The following is a 26505-nucleotide window of genomic DNA, read 5'->3' on the forward strand; positions in this document are numbered from 1 at the left end:
AAAGAAAAAACGCTTAGACAGAACCTCTCTCCGGGATGAATTTTGTTCAATAAAGATTGGGTAAAATCATTTAGTAGAGGTTGTCTTTGCAAATTATCTATAGAATTTATTCCTCGACTTTAGTGTCATTTAAACGCTTGAATATGTCTACGGAAGAAACAGAAATAACAGGGAGTAATGCCATTGCAGAGGACCGGGATTTGGTGATTCGTCTCATCAACAATGATCAGGAAGCATTTTGCGAATTATACGCAAAATACAAAACTCGCTTGCTATACTTTGCTGCGAAATTCATTAAATCGAATGAGTTTGCTGAAGACATTTATCAGGACGCTTTCGCCGTCATCTGGCAAAGCCGCTGTTTCCTCGATCCGGAAAAGTCATTTTCTTCTTATCTGTATACCGTTGTAAAAAATCGCATTTTAAACACATTGAGAGATATAGAGAACAATCAAAAACTCAAATCGCATATCCTCGATTATTCCATAGACCACTCCGATACGACGAATCAGTTTATCGAAGCATCCGAATTGCAGGCGATACTCGATAAGGCCTTGGCGAAACTTACCCCTCGCCAACGACAGGTATTTGAAATGAGCCGCGATGCACAACTGTCGCACAAAGAGATCGCTGAAATACTCGGTATTTCCGTTTTTACCGTACAGGAACATATCTCCATCGCTTTAAAGACCATCAAAAGCTATCTGAAAGAATATCCCGATTATATCTCCGGATTGTTGCTCCTGTTGATATGCGCAGGACTATAAAAAAAGTTAAAGGCTCCCCAGCTTTTTCCATTAAAAGTGTATAACTATTATAAGGGAACGAAAATTCCGACCCTTTTATAAAATCGTACATGAACGGTAAGACAGAAAAAGAAAAACAATTCAGGCGCTTCATTCATAATCTTTACACAAAAGAAGAGGCGGAAACATTTTTTCGCGATATACACGATTCTCGAAATGAAGTCGCCCTCGGCTCTGTCTTTTCCGAACTGAAAGACGAAGCGGAATGTCGCCCCTCTCCCAATGATATTACTTACCATCAATATAAAGAAGAAGCGAGGCGGTTGTTGAGGAGCATGGAAAAAGAAAAACGCCCCCGCATTCGCCGCATAGCCATGTCTGTAGCTGCTGTAGCATCGGCGTTGCTGTTAGGGATATTTATATTTCAATATGTCAAAGATGCCCAAAACGCTTCCGGCTTATACGTCGAAACCGTCACTCCCTCGGGAGAAAGGGAACAGTTTACGCTTTCGGACAGTACACGCGTCGTGCTGAATTCCCGTACGAATATCGCCTATCCCGAACAATTCGGTAAAAACGAACGCCGCGTGCGACTTTCGGGGGAAGCTTATTTCGATGTAAGCAAAGACAAAAAGCCGTTTATCATAGAAACGGCCCGCTTCAACATCCGCGTATTGGGTACCGCTTTCAACGTAAAGGCTTACGAGGAGGACGAAACCGTATCCGTCAGCGTAAACGAAGGCCGGGTAGAGGTCTCCATGTCCGACGCTACATTTACCTTGACGCGCAATGAGAAAGTCACCCTTAACTCGCGGACTGGCGAAATCATGAAAGAGATTTCCCGCAACAACGCCTCCTCTTTTGCATGGATGAAAGGGTGGTTGTATTTTAATCACACGCCCATACGGGATGTGGCACGAGAACTGGAACGAGTATACGGATGCCGTATTGTATTCGACGACGGACAAGAATTTAACAATCTTATTTCAGGGGAACACGACAATAAGAGCTTGGAATCGGTATTGCAATCGATTCAGTACACAACGAAAATCAAGTATAAAAAAGACGGGAATGATATACTCTTTTTTAAATAATCCAAACGAATAGAGTCTCTAACAATAAATTAGGATAACTAGTAAAAATGCGGCGTAATAATAAAACATTAGTAAAATTCTTTAAAAGGAGATGTGTATATTCTCGTTTATTTCAAGTAGATATAAGGAGAGAAATAATTTATGGGAAATCGTTTGGATGAAATGAAATAAAAACTTCATAAATAATTAACCGTTTTGTAATATTCTTATTGTTTCTTTGCGCAAAAAAGAAGGGAATGTATTCAAATTTTTTAAAAACATGATATATATATGAAATTTATGAATCAGCAGGGGAAAACTAATTTTTGGGTTTTTCTTAATTTTTGTGTGGCGATCTTGTTCTTTATTGTTATTGTTGTCCCCCTTAACGGACAGAATATAAAAGATAATAACCTTTCGCTAAATGTACAGAATCAACCCGTTAGTCAAGTGTTTAATAAAATTAGCTCAATGACGGGTTACAAGTTTTTTTATGATCAGCGGATATTAGACAAAACACCGAATGTGACTTTGAATGTGCGCAATACGACTATCCAGAATATTCTGGATAGAATAACGGCTCAGACATATCTTTATTTTCAACGTATAGATAATACGATTTCTGTCAGTTTAACCCCGACAGTAAGTAACGCAACATCTCCTCCCCGTGAACGTAAAACCATTTCCGGCACAGTTACCGACCAATCGGGCGAGCCTGTTATCGGGGCGAATATTATAGAAAATGGGACTTCTAATGGAACCGTTACCGACTTGAGTGGAAATTTCTCTTTAGACGTCTCGGCTAATGCGACCCTTCGTATTACGTATCTCGGGTATAAGCAAAAGGATGTTGGCACAACCGGTAAAACCTCTTTTGATGTTGTTTTACACGAAGATGTAAAAACCCTTCAGGAGCTGGTTGTGGTCGGTTATGGAACAATGGAAAAACGCCAGGTAACAAGTTCCATATCTTCTATAAGCGGAGATGATCTCTTGCAAGGAATAGGAGGTGCCAGTATTGAAACGGCTCTGAGAGGAAAAATTTCCGGGATGAGTGTTTCAGGAACAAGTAGCCCAAACTCGAGCAATACAATATTATTGCGTGGTGTTGCATCTGTGAATGCGGGTAAAGGGCCATTAGTTGTCATAGATGGTGTCCCGGGAGGAGATTTGCGCTCTTTAAACCAGGAAGACATAAAGTCCATTGACGTTTTGAAAGATGCATCAGCGGGAGCTATTTACGGGACACGTGCTGCCGGGGGAGTTATTTTGGTCACAACGCGAAACGCCGTGGCCGGACAAATTAAAGCTACTTACACGGGAGAGTTATCAATGGAAACGCTCAGAAACAGGCCGGATGTATTAAGTGCGAGTGAATACCGGGACTTAGGATTAGGAGGCGAAAATGATATTTATGATTATGGTGCGGATACAGATTGGTATGATCTTCTGATGAGAAAAAATCCTTTGTCACACCGGCATGTCGTTAATGTCAACGGAGGAAGTGAATACGCAAATATTTATACGACATTTTCCATGCAAGATCAAAAAGGAATTGCGATAGGGGATGGAAGGAAAGACTATTCCGCACGTATAAATGCTTATTTTAAAATGTATGAAGGGCTGGTTGAACTCAGGACGCATGCTGAATATAGAGAAGCGAAAAGAGATTTAAGAAGATCAAACGGCATGTATAATGCGGCGATAAAACTTAATCCTACCCTGAACCCGTATGATCAGGAGAGCGCGTCGGGATACAATCTGGAGGATTTTAAGGGAACCGACTTTAACCCTGTGGCAGACGTAATGCTAAGACAACGTGATGCTTTAGATAAATGGTTACTGTCAGATGCTACATTAAAAATAAATTTGACACCTGAATTGAATGTGCAAGCAACGTTCGGATATGATTCCAGGCAATGGCAAGCTACCCGGTATGTATCGGCAAATCACCGGGAGTCCGATCAAGGCGGATACAGTGGGGAAGCTTATCATGGGTTTGATAAAACGCAGAATAGTTCGTTCGAAACGTATGCCTCCTACAATAAAGCCCTCAATAATCATACCTTTAGCGCAGTTGCAGGTTACAGCTTTTTTGAGCATAATCAAGAAGCATTTAACATGACAAATAAAGACTTTCCCGTAGAAGGAACAGGTGCATGGGATATCGGAACGGGTAATTATCTTAGTGATGGAAAAGCAGCCATGTCTTCTTCAAAAGCCCCGAGAGAGCGTTTGTTGGCTGTTTTTGCGAGAGGAAATTATTCTTTCAAGGATAGATATATGGCGACCGCCAGTATAAGACGCGAGGGTTCCTCCAAATTTGGACCTGATCACAGATGGGGCACGTTCTGGGCTATTTCAGGCGGCTGGCGTATCAGCAACGAAGATTTTATGAAAGATGTTTCCTTTGTGAATGACTTGAAATTAAGAGTAGGATACGGTGTTACCGGAAACAATGACTTTTCTTCTCCTCCGGGACTTACAGCAAGAGTATATGGATCGAATGGAATGTGGTTGACCGATGGTAAAAATTGGAATTCGCTTTATGGCTCTATCCGTAATGTAAACAGGGATCTCCATTGGGAAGAAACGAAAGGGACGAATATTGGTGTGGATTATACTCTGTTCGATAGCCGGTTATATGGTAAATTCGATTATTTCTGGCGCAATGTTAGTAATCTGATCTTTGACCAAGGGGTAAGCCAGCCACCCAATGTTTATCCTACAACGAGAAAGAACATAGGAACCTTAAAAGGGAACGGTTGGGAACTGGAAATAGGAGGTGTACCGATACAGACTAACGATTTTGAATATACTACTGCTGTCCGTCTGTCACAGAATTCGACAAAGATCACATCCATGGGGAATGTTACTTGGACGACAGTGGGGGATGGATTCCCTTCTCCGGGATCTCCCGGAAACCCTTATCGGTTACAAAATGACTTGATAATAGGACAATGGTATATGAAGAAGCATGCCGGAATTACGGAAGACGGACAATGGCAAGTGTATGACAAAGATAATAATGTCATACTTGCAAGTAAATCAAGTGATGACGACAAACGTTTTCTGGGGAATGCCATACCCAAGCTCGAGATTTCGTGGGATCATACTTTACTGTATAAAAACTGGGATCTATCGATTGCTTTACGCAGTTGGCTCGATTTCGATGTCTTTAATATGGCAGACATGTATTACGGGATACCGACGAAAGAAAACGGCGTTAATTTTCTTAAGAGAGCGTTTAAGGATGATAGAAAACACATTGCCCAAGAGAAACAACTCTCTGATTATTGGCTTGAAGATGGAACATTCCTCAAGATAGATGCAATAGTGCTGGGGTATACGATTAATCTCAAAAAGTATAATCGGTTTGTAGAGAAAGCGCGTTTCTATCTGAATATGCGGGATGTAGCCTGTTTTACCGGCTACTCGGGATTAGATCCTGAAGTTTCGTATTCGGATCCTTTGAGGCCCGGGCTAGACGATATAACCGGTGACGCTGTTTTTCCTAAAACACGCAGGTTTACATTGGGATTTCAATTAACATTATAATAAATACACTTATGAATAATCGTAATTACATAAAATTAATTTGTATAGGTTTGTTGTTACTCATTACAAGTTCATGCGATCTCGATCCTGTATGGTACTCACAAGTGACGACCGATCATTATTACACATCAAAAAAAAGCGTATACGGTGTCTTGGGACGCCCGTTCGGACATTGGGCTTGGTTTTGCCAAAGCGACCGTTTCTATCTGCAAGAGTATACGGGAGATATCCTTTGTTTGCCTACCCGGGGTAGCGATTGGTACAATGGAGGTATTAACCAACGGATGCACCACCACGAATGGGTGTATACGGATAGTTATTTCTGGGAAACTTGGAGAGGAATAGGTATGGGGCTGGCGTATGCGATGGAGTCGAGAGAGGATCTTGCAGATGTAGACTATGTAGCCCTCGGACTGACGGAAGACGAAAAACAAAATCATACAACTCAATTGAGGGCATTGGAAGGCTATTATTATATGAAAGGACTCGATTTCTTCGGAGGAATGCCCATTTATACAACCACTAAAGAAGACATCAGTGTTCCACGCAGTACAGCTAAAGAAACCTTTGAATACGCTGAAAAGCTATTGAAAGATGCTATTCCGAATCTTCGTAAGAAAGAAGAATTAGGAGCAGCCGAAGATGGCTATATAAAACAAGCGGTAGCTGCCAGCATTTTGGCTCAATTGTATTTCAATGCCAAAGCGACTATCGGTGTTGATATGTTCAGCGAATGCGCCGAGTTATGCCAGGATATTATTGATGGTGTATATGGGAAATATGAATTGGAAGAAGATTGGTTCGCTCCATTCAGTTTTGATAATAATTTATCAAAAGAGATCATTTGGAGCGTCCCTTCCGAAGCCAATAAAAATGAATTTAATTGGTGGTATAAACATTTTGGACACTATCAGACGTGGATATATTTGGATTTGGAAGTTACCGGGAACAACGGCGGGTGCATGCAGCCCTCGTTAAAACCGAACGGGCAACGCTATACCGATAGCGATTTTGGCGGATCAAGATTAGGCAGGCCTTTCGCTAAGTTTCACGAAAAAGATTTAAGGAAAAGACCTTACCTGTATAAAGGAAATAAAAAATACGAGGGTATGTTCTTGATGGGAGAACAAACAAATCCTATTACCGGGAAGTCATCTAAAGGGGGTAGAGAATATAAAAACGAGGTTATTTCTTTTGTAGACCAAATTACGGTAATGAAACAACTTGGAGGTGAAAAATATCCCACCGTTGATGATCTGCCCTCTACAATTGCCGACGCCGAGGAAGTTTCCGGAATTCGTCCCTGGAAAATTCCTCAACCGAATAAGGCGGATGTCGCTATACGATATAATCCGGACAATCCTATTATTCGATTGGCTGAGATATATTATATGCTTGCGGAATGTACGATGAGAGCGGGCGATAAAAAAACAGCCGCCATGCTGATAAACAAAGTCCGTGCTCGTAATTTTGAAAATAGAATAGATCCGGATCCCGTGACCGAATCTAATTTGGATGAATACAGAATGTTGGATGAATGGATGATCGAGTTTCTGGCGGAAGGACAGGGGAGAAGGCGTACCGATTTAATCCGATGGGATAAATTTGTAACTGAAAATTGGTGGGACCATACGGCTACTAAGGATAAGAATCGTAACATATTTCCTATTCCTGAAAAAGCTATTTCCGCAAACAATCTATTGGAACAAAATCCGGGTTATTAATATCCTGAAGAATAAAAGGGCCTTGTTAATATGTATTAGCAAGGCCCTTTTTCTATGTTTCTTTGCCATAACTTTAACTTGTGGTTTACTTGCTTGATGGGGTTCGCAAGTTCTTAATTATGTGTCATTAGGTGTAAATCCAAAACTTGTGTCACATAAACCATCTAAAATATAGGAGGTCATCCGACTGGTTGTTCTGCTGAAGTTTTCTACCTTAGATAATCATTGTAGGGGATTGCCTACCGCTTCATTACGAATCTAAAAGGGGATAACACCAAGAAGATTAAAGTTGATGAAGAGCAGGTGAATATTCATTTTCCCGGTAGCTATTTACTGCATTTGCAACCGGTAAAATCAACAAAAGGAGAAAATCGTTCATCTAAAAATTAAGCGGTTTACCAACTCTATTTCGTCTTCGGAAATGGTATGTCCCCTGTTTTCGTATACTTTCTCCGTAACGGCAGCATTCATCTCCCGGAAAATATTCGAAGAGGCATATACCCGCTCTACCGGGACATGGAAATCGGGGTCGCTCGTTCCGATGAACACCGGGGTTTGCTTAAAATCTCCCCGGTAATTCGTCCTTTCGATGTTTTGTCCGATCAATCCTCCGGTAAAAGCAATAATGCCGCCGTAACGTTGCGCATGGCGAGCCGTAAACTCCAATGTCAAGCACGCACCTTGGGAGAACCCCAGAAAATATACCTGTTCGGCCTTTATGCCCGCTTCCAATATCTTGTCGAATGTTTGTCCGACGATATCGACGGCGGATGAAAGCCAGGGCTCATTTTCGGTAACCGGAGCCAGAAAGGATCGGGGATACCAGGTGTGATTTGTCGCCTGCGGTGCGAGCAAGGCGTACTCCGCTACGTGAAGATGTTCCGATAAAGACAAGATGCTTTGTGCATCCCCGCCTCTGCCATGCAACAGAATTAACGCCTTTTGCGCTTCGTGTAACGGTTTTCCCGAATAAGTGATCTCCAAAGAATGTTTCATTATAAAGCGAATTTTGACGGATTATATTCGAACGACGGCAATGACTCGTTCATCAATTATTTCTCTTTTTGCAGATAATATCCCGCCGAGAAGGCTTAAAGCGGAGGAAGTGCGCGTTCAATCCGTTCACGCATATTGGCATACTGTTTGGGCAATTTTAATGCCGTCCCTAAATTTTCCAGGCTTTCATCCCTTGTAAAGCCGGGATTATCGGTCGCCAGTTCGAACAGCACGCCGCCCGGTTCCCTGAAATAGAGCGAGAAGAAATAATCGCGGTCGATTTTGGGAGTAATATTCAATCCGGCGGCAAGCACCTTTTCACGATAATCCATCAGAATATCATCATTTTCCACCCTGAAAGCGATATGATGATTCGTTCCGGCCGCATTTGTTCCGTACGAAGCGGCAGGGTCTTCGATTACATCCACGATGTGAGCCGTATCGATGGCATCCGTCGTAAAACGGTAACGGTTTCCATCTTGCCGTGTAAGAGAATATCCCAAAACGTCCGTCAGTATTTTGGCGGTAGCATCCACCGCGCGCAAGGTGAGCGTTACCGAGTGGAAACCTTTGATAGCCTCGTTATTTGTAATCTGTGTTGTTGTCCAGGGTGTTCTGGTGTCCGAATCGGAAGCGATGAATTGCAACTGCAATCCGTCCGGGTCGGAGAAAGAAAGGATATCTTCGCCGAAAATCTTGTCTTCCTTCACGGGGAGGCCTTGTTGTTCAAGGCGTTCTTTCCAGAAAGTGAAGCTGCTTTTCGGGATGGAATAAGCGGTATGCGTAGCCATTCCGGCGCCGTTTTTCCCGCGGCCGATGCCTTCCCAAGGGAAAAACGTGATGATGGTACCGGGTGTGCCTTGCTCGTCGCCGAAATAAAAATGATAGGTGGTCGGATCGTCAAAATTGACGGTTTTCTTTACCAACCGGAGTCCCAACACATGCGTGTAAAAATGAAGATTCCTTTTCGCGTTGTCGGAGATGGCCGTGATATGGTGCAGGCCGAGAATACGATGGTTCATAATGTCTTGATTGGTTGTTATTGATTGATAATAGGGATATAACAGTTGATATTTATATTTGTTTTGTCCGTCCGGAAATATCCCCTACATTTGTAGGGCAAAAGCAGAACTGCTTATTCGTTTTTACAGTTGTTTCACATAAAAATAATTAGTGTATGAACATCAAAAAAATGAGCGTATTATTCGCTCTTATCGTAGCAAGTATGATGATAAAAGCGCAAAGTATTACAGGAGATTGGAAAGGCACCCTTTCGGTGCAAGGAGTAAATCTGGAATTGATATTCCATATTGCCGGAGATGACGGTAATTTGACCGGAACGCTGGATGTACCGCTTCAGGGGGCAACGGGTATCCCCGTGGACGGCGTGGCATTTGCCGACAATCAGTTGAAACTGAAAGTGACGGCTGCTCAGATTGTATATAACGGAACCTTACAGGGCGACAGTGTTGTCGGAAATTACGAGCAGGCCGGCATGTCGCTTCCCCTTACGTTAAAACGTTTTGAAAGCAAGTTACCCGGTAATCCCGCTTTGGTAACGACCGAGGAGGAGCTGAAAGAATTGGCGGCTCTCGACAAAGGAGAATATAAGTATTCCGTAGCCGATTATTTCGCCCGCCCCAATGCGTCGTCTTTTCAGCTTTCACCCAACGGCAAGTATTTATCGTATAAAGAAAAAGACGGCCTTAAGAATCATGTGTATATTAAGGAGATTGCCACGGGAAAAGTCATTCGGGCGATTGAGGAAAAAGAAGAGCCGATTAAAGGCTACGGATGGATCAACGATGAACGTTTGTTTTACGCGATGGATAACGGAGGAAACGAAAATTACCATATCTATGCGGCTGATATCGACGGGAAAAATGCCCTCGACCTGACCCCTTTCGAAGGCGTAAAGGCCGGTATTCTTTCGTTGTTGAAAGAGCAGAAAGATTATATCATTGTTTTGCTGAACAAGGATAATCCGCAAATATTCGAACCGTACAAGTTGAATGTGGTCACCGGCGATTTGGAAAAGCTGTATGAAAATACCGATCCGGCAAACCCCATTCAGGGATATGATTTCGACAAAGACGGCAACTTGCGCGCTTACACCAAGATGGTCAACGGCGTGGAGATGGAGTTATATTATAAAAACGGAGAAACGGGGGTATTCGAATTGAAGAAAAAGACTCCATGGGATGATAGTTTCGGTATTATTGCCTTTAATTACACCACACCCGACCCCGATGACGCGTATGTGGCGACGAATCTGGACGGGGACAAGTCCCGCATCGTTCTCTATGACCTTAAAAACAATCGCGAAATAAAAGAAGTATTCGCGAATGCGCAGTACGATGTTTCCGATATGGGGTTATCCCGCAAACGAAATTACGAAATCGATTACTTCAGTTATGAAGGGGAGAAATCGGAGATTATCCCTGTGAGCGCGTTGTATAAAGCAATTGATGAAGGGGTGAAAAAGAATTTCCCCGGCAAGATTTACGGAATTGCCGATTATGATGACGATGAAAATACCTTCCTGATCATCTTACAGAGTGATAAATTGTACGGCACCTATTATGAATATGATGTGAAAACCAAACAATTTGCGCTGCTGTACGACTTGATGCCGCAATTAAAGGAAGAAGATATGGCCGAAATGCGCCCTATTACCTTTAAGAGCCGTGACGGACTGACCATTCACGGATATATCACCCTGCCGAAAGAGGCGTTGCAGGGAAAGAAGGTTCCGATGGTCGTCAATCCCCACGGAGGCCCGCAGGGAATCCGCGATTCATGGGGATTCAACCCGGAGACGCAATTGTTCGCCAGCCGGGGATATGCCACCCTGCAAGTCAACTTCCGTATTTCGGGCGGATACGGCAAAGAGTTCCTGCGTGCCGGCTTCAAACAAATCGGACGGAAAGTGATGGATGATGTGGAGGACGGCGTACGCTATGCCATTGCCCAAGGATGGGCCGATGAAAGCAAAATCGCCATCTATGGCGGCAGCCACGGAGGTTATGCCACGCTGATGGGGCTTGTAAAGACTCCCGACCTGTATACGTGCGGCGTGGATTACGTAGGTGTTTCGAATATCGAGACATTCTTCTCTTCCTTTCCCGAATACTGGAAGCCGATGACTGAAATGGTCAAACAGATCTGGTATGATTTGGATAATCCCGAAGAAAAAGCGATTGCCCGCGAGGCGTCGCCGGTGTATCAAATCGATAAGATTGTCAAGCCGGTGTATGTCGTTCAGGGTGCGAATGATCCCCGAGTGAATATCAATGAATCCGATCAGATTGTCACGGCGCTTCGTGCAAAGGGATTGGATGTCCCTTATATGGTGAAGTATAACGAAGGGCATGGTTTTTACCGCGAAGAGAATCGCATGGACTTTTATGCCACCATGTTGGGATTCCTGGCGAAATACCTGAAATAACCGGCACCGGCATAAGAGGAAGAAAGGGCGACTGAGATCGGGCGACTGATAAGGCTGTTCCAAAATAGGTTTTTGGAACAGCCTTTTTTAAGACCGCCTCCTTTGGCCGGTAAATCTATTCCGGGACAAGACACTTCGATAGGGCTTTTTTGCATTTCGGTTGTCGAATTTTTCGGTTGGGTGTTTTTTCCGCAGCAGACGCGGAGTAATACCCTACCTTTGCGTCAATCGGCATCGGTTACCGATTTTGACAAAAAGAAAAAAGGCTGCGAAAGACCGTAAAGAGATTGTCCCGGCCTTCCACCCATTTTCGGATGGAAAAAACAACGTTTCAAATCCGGGGAAGAATAGTATCCGGAGGGCGAAACAAATGAACCGGAAGAGAGAATCGTTTGGTTAGGACAATCTCCTCTAATAGATTGTTCCTCAATTACAGATCCCGATGAACGGTTGTTGATAACCTCCGGCTTATCGGGATCTTTTTTTGATGTTTTTGCGTATATTTGCCGCATGGTTATAAGGATGAAAGAAAAGTTGTCGAAAATAAAGCTGCAAAAAAAGAAGCCGTTCATTCTCAACTATGACAAGAAGACGGCTATCAGGGCAGCTATTATTATCAGTTTTATTTTGGCGCTTGTAATGTTATCATCGTCGCTGTACTATTCCGTGTCGCTGAACGATAAGCATGCGATCCGTCTCAAGGATCTGGTATCCCTACAGTCATTCTTTACATTGCTTGTCAATACGCTGGTCATTTATATTCTTTTCCGCCTGCAATTCACCACAATAACCCGTTTCCGGAAACGTCCGGCGGTGATGTGGCTGATTTTGTCGAGCCTGTTCGTCCTTGTCATTCTTTTGAGTCCCGTCATTTCAAAAACACAATGGTGGTGGTTTCGCGAAGAAGTTTCGCCGACAACCTATTCCACGCTGCATTATGTGAAAGACACGGTGATCCTAATTATTTCGTTTCTGTTTACGGCGCTCATCTATTTTATCAATCAAAATCAGAAAAAAGTAACCGAGAACCAGGACTTAATTATCGAGAATCTGCGAAATCGCTACAATGTGCTGAAAAATCAAACGAACCCCCACTTCCTGTTCAACTCGCTGAATACGTTGAACGGACTGATCGGTTACGATGATGAGCGGGCGCGTGAATATCTGGAACAGCTTACGGTAGTGTTTCGCTTTGCCATGCAGAATCGCGAAGTAATCAAACTATCGGAAGAATTGAAGTTTGCCGGATCGTATATCTATCTTATGAAAATACGCTATAACAACGGGTTGAATGTCAAGATCGGCATCGACGAAAAATACAAAGAGTATTATACGCTTCCCTCGGCATTGCAGTTGTTGATTGAAAACGCCGTAAAGCACAATGTGGTAAGCTTGCGTAATCCGCTGGATATCGTGATCGAATCGACCCCTCAGGATACGATACGGGTGAAAAACAACCTGCAAAAGAAAATGGGTGAAAAAGACAGTAACGGTCTCGGGCTGGCAAACCTGAATGAGCGGTTCCGGCTGATGTTCGGGAAGGAGATTGTCATTCGTTCGGACCGTTCGGCTTTTACGGTTGAGGTGCCGCTTATCAAAGAAGCCGATATCTATAAAAATTATCTGAACATGGGGAAATAATAAGATGAAAGCGGTCATTATTGAAGATGAGTATGTGGCGGCGGAGAATCTGAAACGCCAGATAAAGGCAGTGGACGCAACCGTGGACGTTATTGCCGTATTGCAGAGTGTGGAAGAGAGTGTCGAGTGGTTTTCGGAAAACGCGGCGCCCGATGTGGCTTTTATCGATATCCATCTTGCCGATGGAGATGCGTTTTTAATTTTTGAGAAGATCGAGATTCGCTGCCCGCTGATCTTTACTACCTCCTACGACGAGTATGCATTGAAAGCCTTTGAAGTAAACAGCATCGATTACTTGCTGAAACCCATCAATAAAAAGAACCTCGAAAAAGCGCTTAACAAACTCAAGTACTTTTCCTTTAAAAACAATAATGAGGAACTCGTTTCCCAAATCGTCGGGTCGATCCGGGAAACGAAAGGCACCTTTAAAAAACACTTTCTCATTCCGTATAAGGACAAGCTGATCCCCCTTTCTGCGGACGAAATAGCTTACATCCGTACCGAATACAAAATGGCCGACGTTTTTTGCCTTGACGGCCGTCGATTTCTGGTTGACAGTTCTCTCGATGAATTGTCGAGACAGTTGGATCCCGCGGTTTTCTTTCGTGCGAACCGGCAATACATCGTGTCGCATCGCGCCATAGTAGACCTGACCGTGTGGTTTGGAGGCAAGCTGGCTGTTAACCTTTCCGTAAAAACTCCCGAGAGAATTATCGTGAGCCGGGCGCGTACCGGTGAATTCAAGGAATGGATGCGCTGTAACGGGTAAAAACGATGCGCCCCCCGGCGTTTCATGAACGGTTGCGGTTGCTTCGGCATTCAAAAAGAACGCTTCGGTATGTTTTTCCTCTTAGCCGGAGGGAAAACCGCTTATTTTTGCTTCTGTTTTTTTAGAACTCATAAACCGGTTGAGAAAAAATGGATATGCGGAAATACTATTTTATTTGCCTGCTGGCGTTGCAATTGTTCGCGAACTTTCCTTTCCTGTATGCCCAGCAAACGCTTACGCTGGAAGCGTGCAGGGAAATGGCTCTCAAAGAGAACAAAAAGATCAGGATGGCGCAAAACGAACGGCAAACGGCTGCCCTTATCAAACGAACGGCGATGACCCATTATCTGCCCAAGATTAATTTCGGCGGCGGATACATGCGTACGGGCAGCGATATCAAGCTGTTGGAAAACGACCTGTTCCTGCCGGCAGTACCGTACAATACCATCGACCCCCAAACGGGAAGGTTCAATCCCGAAGCGCTGAAAGACCCCGCTACGGCGATGAATACCCTTGTGTTGAATCCGCAAACAGGGGCGCCTGTCACCGACGCTTCGGGAAACCCCGTGTTTAAAAACTACGCCATGCTGCCGGCCGACAAACTGGTCCTCGAGCGGAAAAATCTTTATTATGCCGGCTTTAGCGTGATGCAACCCCTCTTTACCGGCTTTAAAATCACCGAGGCCAACCGGATTGCCCGGCGCGCCGAAAATATCTCCGGAAAAAACGTCTTGCTTGTCAAAGCGGAAACAATCGTCAAAACCGATGAAGCGTTTTGGCGCGTAGTATCGTTACAGGAAAAAGTAAAGCTGGCCCATTCGTATGAAAAACTGCTCGACCAACTCGTTACCGATTTGCTGAATATGCATGGCGAGGGGATTATTACCCGCAACGACTTGTTGAAGGCGCAGGTGAAGCAGAACGAATCGAAGTTGAAAACGCTGGAAGCCGAAAACGGGTTGGCGCTCTCGAAGATGGCGCTGGCGCAGATCATCGGGTTGAAAGATACCGGCATTGAGGTGGTGCCGGGAACAATGGAAGAGGCTCCGCTCCGCACAGACAGCCTGATGCCTCCGGATATTTCGCCCGAAAACAGGGCGGAGATATCGATGCTGAAAGAGAAAGTGGGCATCATGGAATCGAATAAAAATATCGAACGCGCAAAATTTATGCCCGATATCGCGCTTGCCGGGAGTTACGGATGGATGAACCCCAACCCTTACGACGGACTGAAAGAGGAGTTCGGCGGCGATTGGAACGTGGGCGTGGTGGTGAAGATTCCCGTTTTTACATGGGGAGAACGTAAATACGAGCTGAATGCGGCAAAATTAAAAAAGCAAAAAGCGCAACTCGAGCTCGACGAAGCGCGTGAAATGATCGATTTGCAAATCCGCCGGAGCCGGTATCAATATGCCGAGGCGCTGAAAAAAGCCGAAATGGCCAAACTTTCCAAACAACAGGCCGCGGAAAATATGCGCGTGACAAAAGATAATTTACGCGAAGGGATAAGCCGCCTGAGTGAATTGCTCGAGGCGCAAACGCAATGGGAAAGCGCCTCATCGACCTATATCGATGCGCTGGTGGAGGTAAAGACTACCCGCCTGGAACTCGAAAAATCCACCGGACAGATTTACCGGTATGTGCCATAGCCGTCACTCATTCTTTAAAATGAAATAAACAGATAGATACAACGATGCAACTGAAAAATAAAATGATGTACGCCGCCTGCCTGCTTGCCTTTTTGGCGACAGGATGCAACAAAAAGACGGGAGGAAACAGCGAAGCTGATCCTGCCGCTGCAAATACCCGGGTGACCGTATTTGTAGCCAAGACAATGGAATATACTCCCGAATTGACTTTCACCGGAACGGCGAAGGCTAATAAGGAAGCGAATTTGGGCGCCTCCATCCCCGGACGTGTAGAGAAAATTCATTATGCAAAAGGCAGTTATGTGCCCTCGGGGGCGTTGATTGTCGAGATGTCGGACGAGTTGCTCATTCAGGCGCAGATTGAGATGGAGACGCTCCGCAAAGATCTGGAACGGATGGCGCGTTTGCGCGAAAAAGAGAGTGTGAGCCAGATCGATTACGATCACCTCAAGGCTCGGTTCGACGCCTCGCAATCGAAAGTGGAAATGTTGAAGAAAAACACGTCTATCCAAGCGCCGTTTGGCGGCATATTGACCGACATATCGGTGCAAGAGGGCGAAAATTATTCCTTTATACCCTCGGTAGGATCCGATATGAGCCTGCAAAGCGGCATTGTGACCGTCCGCCAGCTCAATCCGCTTAAAGTCTGTGTGGAAGTCAACGAAAAAGAGATCGCTTCCATCCGCCGCGGACAGAATGCAGAGTTGCTCTTCGACGCCTATCCCGGTAAAAGCGTGGCGGGGAAGGTCAGTTACCTCTCGCCCGTTTTGTCGCCGATGACCCGTACCTCAACGGTCGAAATCAGCGTTCCCAATAACGATATGAAATTAAAACCCGGGATGTATTGCCGCACCGCTATTTTGATGTCGGAAGCAACCGGCGTGTTTGTTCCCGTCAACGCCCTGCTTCGAAAGCAAGGTACCGGCGATGAATATGTTTTTATTGTCAATGACGACAACCGCACCGTTTCGCGCAGAAAAATATCCCGGGGGATCGCCAAAGGCAACCTCCTTTATATCGACGGAATCACGGCCGGCGAACGGGTGGTCATCGACGGGAAAAATAAATTGGACGAGGGTTCGGCCGTTGAAATAGCGAATCAAGAATAAGACAGTAAAATGAAATTACCCGAAATATCCGTAAGAAGACCAACCGCAACGCTCATGCTGTTTCTGGCGATCATCCTGCTCGGAATTGTGGCGATGAAGATGTTGCCGATCGACTTGATGCCGTCGATGGAGTTCCCTTCCGTCACGGTCATTACCGTTTATCCCGGAGCTTCGGCCAACGAGGTGGAGGAACAGGTAACCAAACCGTTGGAAACCGTGCTTGCCGGCGCCGAAAGCCTGACGGAGATCAATTCCACATCGAAAGAAAACGTGTCGTTCGTCCAACTCTTGTATGAATGGGGGAGCGACGTCACTTCGGCCGCCAATAATGCGCGCGACCTGATAGAGTTGGTGAAGAGCGAGTTGCCCGACGATGCCGGCCAGCCGGTCATCTATAAAATCAATTCGTCGATGCTTCCGGTGGTGGTGTACGCCATTAATGCCGAGGAACATTACAATGGCATCGAACATATTGTGGAAGACCGAATCGCCGCCCCGTTGCGCAAGGTGGAAGGCGTGGGGACGGTCGTTTATTTGGGCCAACCCGAGCGCGAGATCGAAGTGAATATCGATCCGCAGCGGTTGTCGGCCTACGGGTTGTCGGCCGCACAGGTATCCCTTATGTTGCAGGCAAACAACATCAACGTGCCGGCCGGAAACATCAACATGGGCGTTTATGATTTCACCGTGCGCATGCCCGCCAAGTTCGAGTCGGTCGAGGAAATAAAAAATACCGTGCTCAAGGCTGTCAACGGACAGGTTATCCGCCTGAAAGATGTGGCTGCCGTGGAGGATTCTTTTCAGGAAAAAGAGGCCTTCGCCCGCAACCATATGGGTGAAGGGGTGGCGTTGATGGTGCAGAAACAATCGGGCGCCAACACGGTGAACGTGGCGGATGCGGTACGCAAAGAAATGGAAAAGATCGTGCCGCAATTGCCGTCCGATTTGCGGGTGCATGAAGTGGTCGGCTCCGACGAAATCGTCGTCAAATCTATCAACAGCCTAAGCACTACCCTGCGGGATGCCCTTATATTCGTCACGCTGGTCGTGCTCTTGTTCCTGCGCGAGTGGCGGTCGGGACTGATTGTTTTCGTTTCGATGCCCGTATCGCTCATCGCCGCGTTTATCGCCATGTATATCATGGACTATACCATTAATGTGTTTTCGCTCATGGCGCTGGTCGTTTCTATCGGGATGGTGGTGGATGATGCGATTGTGGTACTCGAAAACATCACGCAGCATATCGACAAAGGCTCAAGGCTCAAGCAGGCGGCTATCTTCGGCACTTCCGAGATGGGACTGTCCATTGCCACCGCCACGCTCACCATCATTATGGTGTTCCTGCCGCTGATGTTTATGCAGGGACTTGTGGGGATTATGTTCAAACAGTTGGCCGTGCTTACTTGCGTGTGCATGCTGGTGTCCCTTTTCACTGCGCTGACGCTTACGCCGATGATGTCTTCGAAATTGCTGGAAGAAGCGCCCCGCGACAAAAAAGAGCAACATCGTTCAAAGCTTTATATGGCCAGCGAAAAAGCATTTCAAAAAATCGATAACGGATACCGCAAAACACTCGGATGGGCGGTCTTCCACAAAACTCCCATACTGTGTACGGCATTGGCGGTGTTTGTGATAACGATGTTATTAGGCAAGCGTATCGGCACGGACTATATTCCCGATTTTGACGCCGGCACGGTGTACGTAGTGTATGAAACCGAAGTGGGAAGTTCTGCGGAAAAGACCGACAGCATCGGGCAGCAAATACTTGAAATCATGCTCGACGGGATTCCCGAAATAAAAGAGGGCGCCGTCGCCTCTATTTCGGGGCAAACCCCTTCGGGAGTGCTCACAACGGTTGGTTTTAAAGAAGGGAAAAACGTGGGCACGGTGCTTTGCCGTCTTATCCCCATCGAACAGCGCAACCGCAGCGCCACGCAAATAGCCGACGCCATCCGAGGCAAAGTGGAAGCTATTCCGCAAATAGATAAAGTGAGCGTGAAAGGCGGCAGCGCCGTGGCAACCGCTATGGGAGGCAATAAAGATCCTATCGAGATTATTGTTTCGGGAAACGATTTGGAATCGATTCGCACCACGGCTTCCGATTTCGAAGAGAAGATGAAGGCCGAAGGATCGTTCGCCAATGTATCGAGTACGGTTGATGAGGGAAAAATTGAAGTCCACATACTGGTCGATAAGGATAAAGCCTCGCAATTGGCCTTGAATGCGGCGATGATCGGCTCACAGGTGCGGCAGAATCTTTACGGATCGGAGTCGGGCGATTTTACCGAAGGCGGGGAAGATTACGGCATTGTGATCCGCTACGCTCCCGAATACCGCAGGGAGGTCTCCGGATTGCGCGATATGCAGATCACCAACCTGCTGGGGCAATCGATTCCTTTGTCGGCTGTTGCCGATATTGTGGAAAAAAGCGGTCCGGTGGAAATTCAACGCCGCTCGCAGCAACGATATGTGAAGGCGACGGCCGGCTTAAACGGCGTTTCGTTGGGAGAAGCTTTCGAAACGGCGCAGCGTCTGGTGGATGAAGCCAACCTCCCCGAAGGAGTGAACGCCGAAGTGGCGGGTCAGGTAGACGATCAGACATCGGCTTTCAGATCTCTCAAGTTGGTCTTTTTGTTGGGAATTGCGCTGGTGTTCATGGTTCTGTCGGCAGAATTCGAATCTTTCAAAGATCCTTTTATCATTTTGTTCTCGCTTCCGTTCATGCTGGTAGGCGTTATCCTGGCATTTTTTGTTACAGGCACCACTTTGAGCGTGATAACGTTTATCGGGCTGATCATGCTGGTGGGCATTGTGGTTCGCAACGGCATTATATTGGTCGATTATACCAATATGCTGCGCAAGCGGGGCTATTTGCTGCGCGATGCGGTGATGGAAGGCGGCCGCTCGCGCCTGCGTCCGGTGGTGATGACCTCGTTGACGATGATACTGGGGATGCTGCCTATGGCGCTCAGTAGCGGAATGGGGCATGAACTGTTCGCTCCGCTGGGAATCACCATCATCGGAGGATTACTGATTTCTCTGTTGACCACCCTGATTATTGTGCCCGCCATGTATACGGCGCTCAATCACCGTGTCTTGATAAGAGAACGCGCAGAAGTCCGCCGTACAAGAGGACAATCCGATGAAAAATAACCGTTTGCCGTTCGTTGAACGCTAAAACAGACAGTAAAAATGAAATTGATATACATTACGTGCAATGCGAGTATGCTGGAACCCGTTACCTCGTTGATCGACGAGATGGAGTTTGCCGATTACCAGGTTATCGAAAAGGTAACCTCCAAGAGCCGGAGCAGCCAGCCGAGGCAAAATACGGCGATATGGCCGGGTTATAATTCGGCGGTGTTCATACAAGAGGACGATGCCGGAAAAGCCGCCGCCTTGTTCGCCGAGATCGACCGGCTCAATGCCGGCGCGTTCAACAGCAACGAGCAATTGTCGGCCTTTATGTGGGAAGCGGAAAAGAGTGCCGGGCGATAAGCCCCGCACCCGTCTCCTTGTCACCCATCCCTTGCCTTGTCCTTCCACAAAATCTCCTCGATATCGCTTTTGTCATAATCATCCTACACGGATTCTTTTTTGAGGGTGCACGTATCGGCCGGTCGTTGCGTTTTTTTCTTAATGATTCCTTCTTCTGTTGCATCGACAGAAGGGATTTGACCGTCAAGAGATGGCTTCGGAGCATCGCAAAATAGTTCTTAACGACCCCGAGATGGTATTTGATGATCCCGAGATGCCATTTGATGACCCGAAAATGACATTATGGCATCCCGAGATACCATTTGATGACCCGGAGATGCCATTGTGGCATTCAGAGAAAGCGTCCGATGACCCGGAGATGCCATTATGGCACTCAGAGAAAGCGTCCGATGACTCCGAGATGCCATTATGGCACTCGGAGAGAGCATCCGATGACTCCGAGAGAGCATTTGACGACTCGGAGAGAGCATCCGATGACTCGGAGATGATATTATGGCATTCGCAGATGGTCGCAGATGGTCGTTGACGGCCTGAAGAGGGCCGTATGATCTATCGACTTTCGTCTTCTCCCTTTTATCTGTCGAAAACAATGGCTGTTTCGCGTTTTTTTATGTATTTTTGCGCTTTCACTCAGACAAACGACAACTATGCACGTAGAAAACGATATACAACAAGCCATCATCAAGGCGATAAAGGATTTATATTCCTCCGATGCCGATCCGGCAGGCATCACGCTGCAAAAAACAAAGAAAGAGTTCAAGGGGCATTTGACATTCGTCACTTTTCCGCTGCTGAAACTATCGAGGAAAAACCCGCAGCAGACCGCACAGGAGATCGGAGACTATTTGTTAGCAAATACCGATTTAATCAGCGACTTCAATGTCATCAACGGATTCCTGAACTTGTCGGTATCCTCCGCCGCCTGGATCGAAACGCTTGCGTTTATCGCCCGCCGGCCCGATTACGGCTTTACGCCGGTCACGGACCAGTCGCCGCTCTATATGGTGGAGTATTCTTCGCCCAATACCAACAAACCACTCCATCTGGGACATGTACGCAACAACCTGCTGGGGCATTCGCTGAGCGAAGTGTTGAAAGCCAATGGTAAAAAGGTGGTAAAGACGAATATTGTCAACGACCGGGGCATCCATATCTGCAAATCGATGCTCGCCTGGCAAAAATGGGGCAACGGCGAAACGCCTGGGTCGTCGGGCAAGAAAGGCGATCATCTCATCGGCGATTACTATGTGCTGTTCGACAAGAAATACAAGTCCGAAGTGGCCGGAGGCATCTCGCGAGGCTTATCGAAAGACGAGGCCGAAGAGCAATCGTCCCTTATGGCTGAGGCGCGCGAAATGTTGCGCCGTTGGGAAGCGGGCGACGAAGAGGTGGTAAGCCTGTGGAAGCGGATGAACGGATGGGTATATGCCGGCTTCGACGAGACTTACCGCAAGCTGGGCGTGTCGTTCGACAAGATCTATTACGAATCGGACACGTACCTCGTGGGCAAGGAGGTGGTATTGCGCGGACTGAAAGAGGGCGTCTTCTACCGTAAGGACGACGGATCGGTGTGGGCCGACCTGACGGACTGCGGGCTGGATCACAAGTTGCTGCTCCGCTCCGACGGCACATCGGTGTATATGACGCAGGATATCGGCACGGCCAAACTGCGGTTCGACGATTATCCCATCGACAAGATGATTTACGTGGTGGGGAACGAACAGAATTATCATTTTCAGGTGCTTTCGGTATTGCTCGACCGGCTGGGATTTGAGTTCGGCAAGGGACTGGTGCATTTTTCGTACGGCATGGTGGAGCTGCCCGAGGGCAAGATGAAGTCGCGTGAAGGTACGGTGGTCGATGCCGACGACCTCATCGAAGAGATGGTGGAGACGGCGCGCGCCACATCGGAAGAACTCGGCAAGCTCGACGATTGCACGCCGGAAGAAGCAAATGAAATCGTCCGCATGATCGGCCTCGGTGCGCTGAAATACTTTATCCTGAAAGTCGATCCGAAGAAAAACATGACCTTTAACCCGAAGGAATCAATCGACTTCAACGGCAACACGGGGCCGTTCATTCAATATACCCACGCGCGGATTAAGTCGGTGTTGCGCAAGGCCGAAGAACAGGGTCTCGCGATTCCGGAAGCGGCCGATGCGCATCTCGAATTGTCGGAGAAAGAGGAAGGGTTGATACAACTGCTGGCCGATTTTGCCGATGTCGTCAAACAGGCCGGCGACGAATATAATGTGTCGCTCATCGGTAATTATGTATACGCTTTGGCGAAGGAATACAATCAGTTCTACCACGATTTTTCCATCTTGAAAGAGGAAAACGCTTCGCGGCGTGCTTTCCGGTTGCTCCTCTCAAAAAACGTCGCTCTCATTATCCAACGGGGCATGAAACTGTTCGGTATCGATGTGCCGGAGAGGATGTGAAAATTAGCAAATTAGCAAATTAGCAAATTAATAAATTAGCAGATTAGCGGATTAGCAAATTAGCAAATTAGCGGATTGGCAGATTAGTAAATTGAAGGATGAAGATAGGAGATGCTCTTTGGTGGAAAAAAACAGTGTTCATTTTCATGGCGGTCTGGCTATGGGGAGTCGTGGGCTTTTCGCAGACCTCAACCGTCGATTCTTTGCGCCATTCGGGACGGGCGCTGCACCGTATCGGCATGGAAGTACGCCCGGGCTATGTTTTTCCTACAAATCCTTTCGTAAAAGGTGAAAACGCCAAAGCGACGCCGATCGACCATTTACTCTCCGCCCATGTGCGATATGCTTTCGAATTCGATCCGGTATCGCCGGTGAGCCGTATTTACCGGAATGTGTATCAAGGCATCGGCTTCGCGTATTATTCTTTCGACAACCGGCAGGAACTCGGTGAACCGCTGGCGCTCTATTTCTTCCAGGGAGCGACGTTGGGACGCTTGGGAAAACGGCTTGCGTTGAACTACGAATGGAATTTCGGGATTTCCGGCGCTTGGAAGACTTACGACGAAGAAACGAATCCTTATAACGGAATGATGGGCTCGGAACTAAACGCGTACATGAACGTGAACTTCTATTTAAAGTACGCCCTTTCGCGCCGCATCGACCTTGTCACCGGTTTTACATTGACCCACTTTTCCAACGGGAATACCAAATTTCCCAATGCGGGGCTCAATGCGGTCGATTTGAAAGCGGGTCTCGCTTATCACTTCAATCGCGACGCATTATTTCCCCGGCGACACCTCGCCTCGAGTATCCCTGCATTTCCCCGGCATGTCAGTTATGATGTCGTGCTGTTCGGATCCTGGCGGCGTAAGGGAGTTATCTTCAATGAGCAACCGCTGGCGTCGCCCGACACATATTCCGTATTCGGATTCAATTTCAGTCCGATGTATAACTTGGGATACAGCCTGCGTCTGGGCGCCTCGCTCGACGGTGTTTACGACACCAGCGCCAATATTTATACGGAAGATTATATATACACCGACGACGTGAATCCCGGTTATACCTTTTACCGTCCGGGTTTCGACAAGCAATGGGCATTGGGACTCTCGGCGCGGGCCGAATATGTCATGCCTTACTTTACGGTCGGCGCGGGTATCGGCGCAAACGTGCTGCATGGCGGCGGCGACCTGAAAGGGTTTTATCAAATTCTGGCTCTGAAAATAAAGACTTCCCGCCACTCATTTATCCATATCGGCTACAACCTTCAGAATTTCGAGACTCCTAATTACCTTATGCTGGGCATCGGTTATCGGTTTCACGATAAATCTCCTTTCTTCTACCGTTAAATTAGCGTCCGTCTCATTAGTCTAACGTCTAATGTCTCCAATCTCCAGTCACCGGTCTTTAGACCTCATTTGTCATTCGTCATTCGTCATTTGTCATTTGTAATTTGTAATTATCTAATGTCTCCAGTCTCCAGCCGAATGTCTTCGGGATAATCGACTTGCTCGAGGAAGAGCGCGTGCGCGGGTACCGAATCGCCGGCGACATTTCGGTTGCGGGCCTCGATAATGCGTCGGAAGCCGCGCTCGTCGAGTCGTCCGCGTCCGGCTTCGAGTAAGGTGCCGACGATGGCGCGCACCATGTTCCGGAGGAAGCGGTCAGCCTTAATGGTGAATATGTAGTCGTTGCCTTGTTGTACCCATTGTGCGGCTTGGATGCGGCAGAGGTTGGTTTTGACGTCCGTATGCAATTTACTGAAGCTGGTAAAGTCGTCGTACTGCATCAGTACGGGGCAAAGGGCGTTCATGGCGTCGATATCGGGACGGAAGAAGACACGGTACTTGTAATCATGCAGGAAAGCGTCTTTAGCGGTGGTTACGTGGTAGGAATAAGTACGCGCCACGGCCGAGAAGCGGGCATGCGCATCGGGACGGACCTCTTTTATATCGAAGAGGACGATATCTTTGGGTAGAAAGCTGTTGAGTTTGGCCGTCAAGGCCTCGGTGTCGAACGGCGCGCCATCCCAATCGAAATGCGCCGTCATGCAGCGGGCATGTACTCCCGCATCGGTGCGTCCGGCGCCGACCGCCTGGACGGAAGCGCGCAGAATGACGGACAACGCTTCCTGCAACGTCTGCTGTATGCTGGGGCCGTTGGGCTGTATTTGCCAGCCTGCATAGTTCTTTCCGTTATATGCCAGGGTGATGAAAAAACGCTTCATAATCCGGGTGTTGACCATTCTGGTATAAATTACAAATTACCGATTACTAATTGCAAATTACAAATTACAAATTACAAATTACTAATTACAAATTGTCAATTATCAATTAGTTAGTTAATTAGTTCTGATGGTTCGGCGAAAGGGTTGTACGACATCGGCCATTCAGCGTACGGTGATGTGAAAGCAGGCTTGTTTGCGCTCATGCTTTACATAACAACGCTCCTGCTTTTTCAAGTCGAACAATACCTGCGCTAGTACGAGTTTCAGCCGTTCGGGCGGAATAGCCTGTAACGTGTCGGCATCGACCTGTTCGAAACGTTTCCACGACAAGTCGAACGTCGTTCCATAGCGGTGCGCCGAATTGTCGGTCGCATTGGCATTCCTTTTCGTAAGCTTCTCGATATCTTCGTCGGTGCGGGTCACGCTGGTCAGATACAGGCGGTACAGCGGGAGCTCTTTGCTATAGAGCGAATCCCGGAAGTTCTGCCCGATATCCATCAGCAACTTCGCCGCCGAAGGCACCAGGAACGGAATAGAGTGCGTCAATTCGTCCGTTTTATACAGTTCCAACTCATCGGGGATGCGCACCAATTCGCCTTTCAGGGCAAGGGTGTCGTCGCGGGAAGCCATCGGGGTGATGCCGTTGTTGACGGCAGCGACGATTTGTAGTTCGTGCAAGTCGTTAAATTCGCGCGAGTAGTTTCCCGTGAAGCGCGCCTTTCTTTCGGTTTCCGTACCCGGAGGAGCGGCATCGGCCGGAACCGTTTCGGCCTTGCTTTTTCCGCACGCCGACAGTCCGAAGCAGAGCAGCAACGCGGCGATTCCCGCCAGTTCTTTTATCTTCGCTGTCATAAGCGTTTAACCGTTTAGTTCCTTAAGCCGTATTTTTGTAAGTGACTGTTTGGTGTTGAGCGGAAAATCGCCCTCCATCATCCAAGCATAATAGCTGGGTTCGTTTTTCAGCACTTCGACGACCGGTTTGCCTTTATGTTTCCCGAAGTTAAACACTTCCACGCCTTTGTCGTTCTTGACGATGCGGCCGGCAAAATCGACATTGTTATTAAAGCTCGAATATTCTTTCGACAATGCTTCGACGTCGTTGATAAGGTCGGGATAGCGTTGCAATTGCGATTTCAACACTTCGTATGTGGCCTTGGTGTCGGCTTCGGCCGAATGTGCATTGGTGAGTTCTTTGTTACAATAGAAGCGATAAGCGGCTTCGAGGGTGCGTTGTTCCTTCTTGTGGAAAATGATTTGCACGTCCACGAATTTGCGTTTGCTCATGTCGAAGTCGACTCCTGCCCGCAGGAATTCCTCGGCCAACATCGGTACATCGAAACGGCTCGAATTGAATCCCGCCAGGTCGCATCCTTCCAACTGGTCGGCGAGCGAGCGGGCCACCTGCTTAAAGGTCGGGCAATCCTTTACGTCATCGTCCGTAATGCCGTGAATGGCCGTAGCCTGCGGTGGAATCGGTATTTCGGGATTGATACGCCGCGATTTGACTTCTTCTTTCCCGTTAGGAAAAACTTTCAAGAAAGAAATTTCGACAATTCGATCGTGAGTAATATTTATTCCGGTAGTTTCCAGATCGAAGAATACCAACGGATTTTTTAAGTTAAGTTCCAT

At 47.1% G+C, this 26505-nt stretch carries 19 protein-coding genes; 14 read left to right on the plus strand and 5 right to left on the minus strand.

Annotation, left to right across the window (positions count from 1 at the left end; genetic code table 11):
• The first annotated feature begins 164 nt into the window (after positions 1-164).
• The 4 genes from ABNK31_RS17110 (at position 165) to ABNK31_RS17125 (ending at position 7101) form a co-directional block, all read left to right on the plus strand.
• Positions 165-767: an RNA polymerase sigma-70 factor gene (locus ABNK31_RS17110; protein ID WP_418895440.1), complete on the plus strand. Its 603-nt coding sequence runs from the start codon at positions 165-167 to the stop codon at positions 765-767.
• An 89-nt stretch (positions 768-856) separates the two neighbouring features.
• Entirely contained in the window at positions 857-1840 is a 984-nt protein-coding gene (locus tag ABNK31_RS17115) for a FecR family protein (RefSeq protein ID WP_418893632.1), read from the plus strand.
• A gap of 450 nt (positions 1841-2290) precedes the next feature.
• Complete coding sequence (locus tag ABNK31_RS17120; RefSeq protein WP_418893633.1) at positions 2291-5377, plus strand: SusC/RagA family TonB-linked outer membrane protein; 3087 nt, start codon at positions 2291-2293, stop codon at positions 5375-5377.
• Between the two features lie 11 nt (positions 5378-5388).
• Positions 5389-7101 carry a RagB/SusD family nutrient uptake outer membrane protein gene (locus ABNK31_RS17125; RefSeq protein ID WP_418893634.1) on the plus strand — a complete coding sequence of 571 codons (1713 nt, stop codon included), beginning with the start codon at positions 5389-5391 and terminating at the stop codon, positions 7099-7101.
• Positions 7102-7476: 375 nt separating this feature from the next.
• Here ABNK31_RS17125 and ABNK31_RS17130 read toward each other — a convergent pair whose 3' ends face one another.
• Both ABNK31_RS17130 and ABNK31_RS17135 read right to left on the minus strand, forming a co-directional pair.
• Positions 7477-8097, minus strand: coding sequence for an alpha/beta hydrolase (locus ABNK31_RS17130; RefSeq protein WP_418893635.1), 621 nt, complete (start codon positions 8095-8097; stop codon positions 7477-7479).
• A gap of 95 nt (positions 8098-8192) precedes the next feature.
• Positions 8193-9119, minus strand: a complete 927-nt coding sequence (locus ABNK31_RS17135) for a ring-cleaving dioxygenase (RefSeq protein WP_418893636.1) — start codon at positions 9117-9119, stop codon at positions 8193-8195.
• A 155-nt stretch (positions 9120-9274) separates the two neighbouring features.
• On the opposite strand from ABNK31_RS17135, the gene ABNK31_RS17140 reads away from it, so the two are divergent.
• The 10 genes from ABNK31_RS17140 to ABNK31_RS17185 all read left to right on the plus strand — a co-directional run bounded on the left by ABNK31_RS17140 (position 9275) and on the right by ABNK31_RS17185 (position 23998).
• Complete coding sequence (locus tag ABNK31_RS17140; protein WP_418893637.1) at positions 9275-11545, plus strand: prolyl oligopeptidase family serine peptidase; 2271 nt, start codon at positions 9275-9277, stop codon at positions 11543-11545.
• A 522-nt stretch (positions 11546-12067) separates the two neighbouring features.
• Entirely contained in the window at positions 12068-13186 is a 1119-nt protein-coding gene (locus ABNK31_RS17145) for a sensor histidine kinase (protein ID WP_418893638.1), read from the plus strand.
• Positions 13187-13190: 4 nt separating this feature from the next.
• On the plus strand, positions 13191-13955 hold the full coding sequence (locus tag ABNK31_RS17150; protein ID WP_418893639.1) for a LytR/AlgR family response regulator transcription factor: 765 nt from the start codon (positions 13191-13193) through the stop codon (positions 13953-13955).
• A 149-nt stretch (positions 13956-14104) separates the two neighbouring features.
• Positions 14105-15604: a TolC family protein gene (locus ABNK31_RS17155; RefSeq protein ID WP_418893640.1), complete on the plus strand. Its 1500-nt coding sequence runs from the start codon at positions 14105-14107 to the stop codon at positions 15602-15604.
• A gap of 44 nt (positions 15605-15648) precedes the next feature.
• Positions 15649-16713, plus strand: a complete 1065-nt coding sequence (locus ABNK31_RS17160) for an efflux RND transporter periplasmic adaptor subunit (protein ID WP_418893641.1) — start codon at positions 15649-15651, stop codon at positions 16711-16713.
• 9 nt (positions 16714-16722) lie between these two features.
• A complete protein-coding gene (locus ABNK31_RS17165) occupies positions 16723-19866 on the plus strand; it encodes an efflux RND transporter permease subunit (protein ID WP_418893642.1) in 3144 nt (1047 codons plus the stop codon).
• Positions 19867-19905: 39 nt separating this feature from the next.
• Positions 19906-20211: a PG0541 family transporter-associated protein gene (locus ABNK31_RS17170; protein WP_321578911.1), complete on the plus strand. Its 306-nt coding sequence runs from the start codon at positions 19906-19908 to the stop codon at positions 20209-20211.
• 274 nt (positions 20212-20485) lie between these two features.
• Positions 20486-20737, plus strand: coding sequence for a hypothetical protein (locus ABNK31_RS17175; protein WP_418893643.1), 252 nt, complete (start codon positions 20486-20488; stop codon positions 20735-20737).
• Positions 20738-20858: 121 nt separating this feature from the next.
• Positions 20859-22652, plus strand: coding sequence for an arginine--tRNA ligase (argS, locus tag ABNK31_RS17180; protein ID WP_418893644.1), 1794 nt, complete (start codon positions 20859-20861; stop codon positions 22650-22652).
• A gap of 98 nt (positions 22653-22750) precedes the next feature.
• Positions 22751-23998: an acyloxyacyl hydrolase gene (locus tag ABNK31_RS17185; RefSeq protein WP_418893645.1), complete on the plus strand. Its 1248-nt coding sequence runs from the start codon at positions 22751-22753 to the stop codon at positions 23996-23998.
• A gap of 110 nt (positions 23999-24108) precedes the next feature.
• Here the strand turns inward: ABNK31_RS17185 and truA are convergent, their stop codons facing one another.
• The 3 genes from truA to ABNK31_RS17200 all read right to left on the minus strand — a co-directional run bounded on the left by truA (position 24109) and on the right by ABNK31_RS17200 (position 26505).
• Positions 24109-24876 (minus strand): tRNA pseudouridine(38-40) synthase TruA, encoded by a 768-nt coding sequence (truA, locus tag ABNK31_RS17190; RefSeq protein WP_418893646.1) that lies wholly within the window; start codon positions 24874-24876, stop codon positions 24109-24111.
• Positions 24877-25038: 162 nt separating this feature from the next.
• The gene (locus tag ABNK31_RS17195) at positions 25039-25728 is read right to left on the minus strand and encodes a DUF5715 family protein (RefSeq protein ID WP_418893647.1); all 690 of its coding nucleotides are present in this window, start codon (positions 25726-25728) and stop codon (positions 25039-25041) included.
• A gap of 6 nt (positions 25729-25734) precedes the next feature.
• Positions 25735-26505 (minus strand): exonuclease domain-containing protein, encoded by a 771-nt coding sequence (locus ABNK31_RS17200; protein ID WP_418893648.1) that lies wholly within the window; start codon positions 26503-26505, stop codon positions 25735-25737.

The organism is Limibacterium fermenti, assembly GCF_041902845.1.
GTDB classification, from domain to species: Bacteria; Bacteroidota; Bacteroidia; order Bacteroidales; family Dysgonomonadaceae; genus Limibacterium; species Limibacterium fermenti.

Coding starts and splice junctions, on each gene's coding strand:
- ABNK31_RS17115 (WP_418893632.1), top strand. CDS start 857: ATGAACGGTAAGACAGAAAAAGAAAAACAATTCAGGCGCTTCATTCAT.
- ABNK31_RS17120 (WP_418893633.1), top strand. CDS start 2,291: ATGACGGGTTACAAGTTTTTTTATGATCAGCGGATATTAGACAAAACA.
- ABNK31_RS17125 (WP_418893634.1), top strand. CDS start 5,389: ATGAATAATCGTAATTACATAAAATTAATTTGTATAGGTTTGTTGTTA.
- ABNK31_RS17130 (WP_418893635.1), bottom strand. CDS start 8,097: ATGAAACATTCTTTGGAGATCACTTATTCGGGAAAACCGTTACACGAA.
- ABNK31_RS17135 (WP_418893636.1), bottom strand. CDS start 9,119: ATGAACCATCGTATTCTCGGCCTGCACCATATCACGGCCATCTCCGAC.
- ABNK31_RS17140 (WP_418893637.1), top strand. CDS start 9,275: ATGAACATCAAAAAAATGAGCGTATTATTCGCTCTTATCGTAGCAAGT.
- ABNK31_RS17145 (WP_418893638.1), top strand. CDS start 12,068: ATGAAAGAAAAGTTGTCGAAAATAAAGCTGCAAAAAAAGAAGCCGTTC.
- ABNK31_RS17150 (WP_418893639.1), top strand. CDS start 13,191: ATGAAAGCGGTCATTATTGAAGATGAGTATGTGGCGGCGGAGAATCTG.
- ABNK31_RS17155 (WP_418893640.1), top strand. CDS start 14,105: ATGGATATGCGGAAATACTATTTTATTTGCCTGCTGGCGTTGCAATTG.
- ABNK31_RS17160 (WP_418893641.1), top strand. CDS start 15,649: ATGCAACTGAAAAATAAAATGATGTACGCCGCCTGCCTGCTTGCCTTT.
- ABNK31_RS17165 (WP_418893642.1), top strand. CDS start 16,723: ATGAAATTACCCGAAATATCCGTAAGAAGACCAACCGCAACGCTCATG.
- ABNK31_RS17170 (WP_321578911.1), top strand. CDS start 19,906: ATGAAATTGATATACATTACGTGCAATGCGAGTATGCTGGAACCCGTT.
- ABNK31_RS17175 (WP_418893643.1), top strand. CDS start 20,486: ATGACATTATGGCATCCCGAGATACCATTTGATGACCCGGAGATGCCA.
- argS (WP_418893644.1), top strand. CDS start 20,859: ATGCACGTAGAAAACGATATACAACAAGCCATCATCAAGGCGATAAAG.
- ABNK31_RS17185 (WP_418893645.1), top strand. CDS start 22,751: ATGAAGATAGGAGATGCTCTTTGGTGGAAAAAAACAGTGTTCATTTTC.
- truA (WP_418893646.1), bottom strand. CDS start 24,876: ATGAAGCGTTTTTTCATCACCCTGGCATATAACGGAAAGAACTATGCA.
- ABNK31_RS17195 (WP_418893647.1), bottom strand. CDS start 25,728: ATGACAGCGAAGATAAAAGAACTGGCGGGAATCGCCGCGTTGCTGCTC.
- ABNK31_RS17200 (WP_418893648.1), bottom strand. CDS start 26,505: ATGGAACTTAACTTAAAAAATCCGTTGGTATTCTTCGATCTGGAAACT.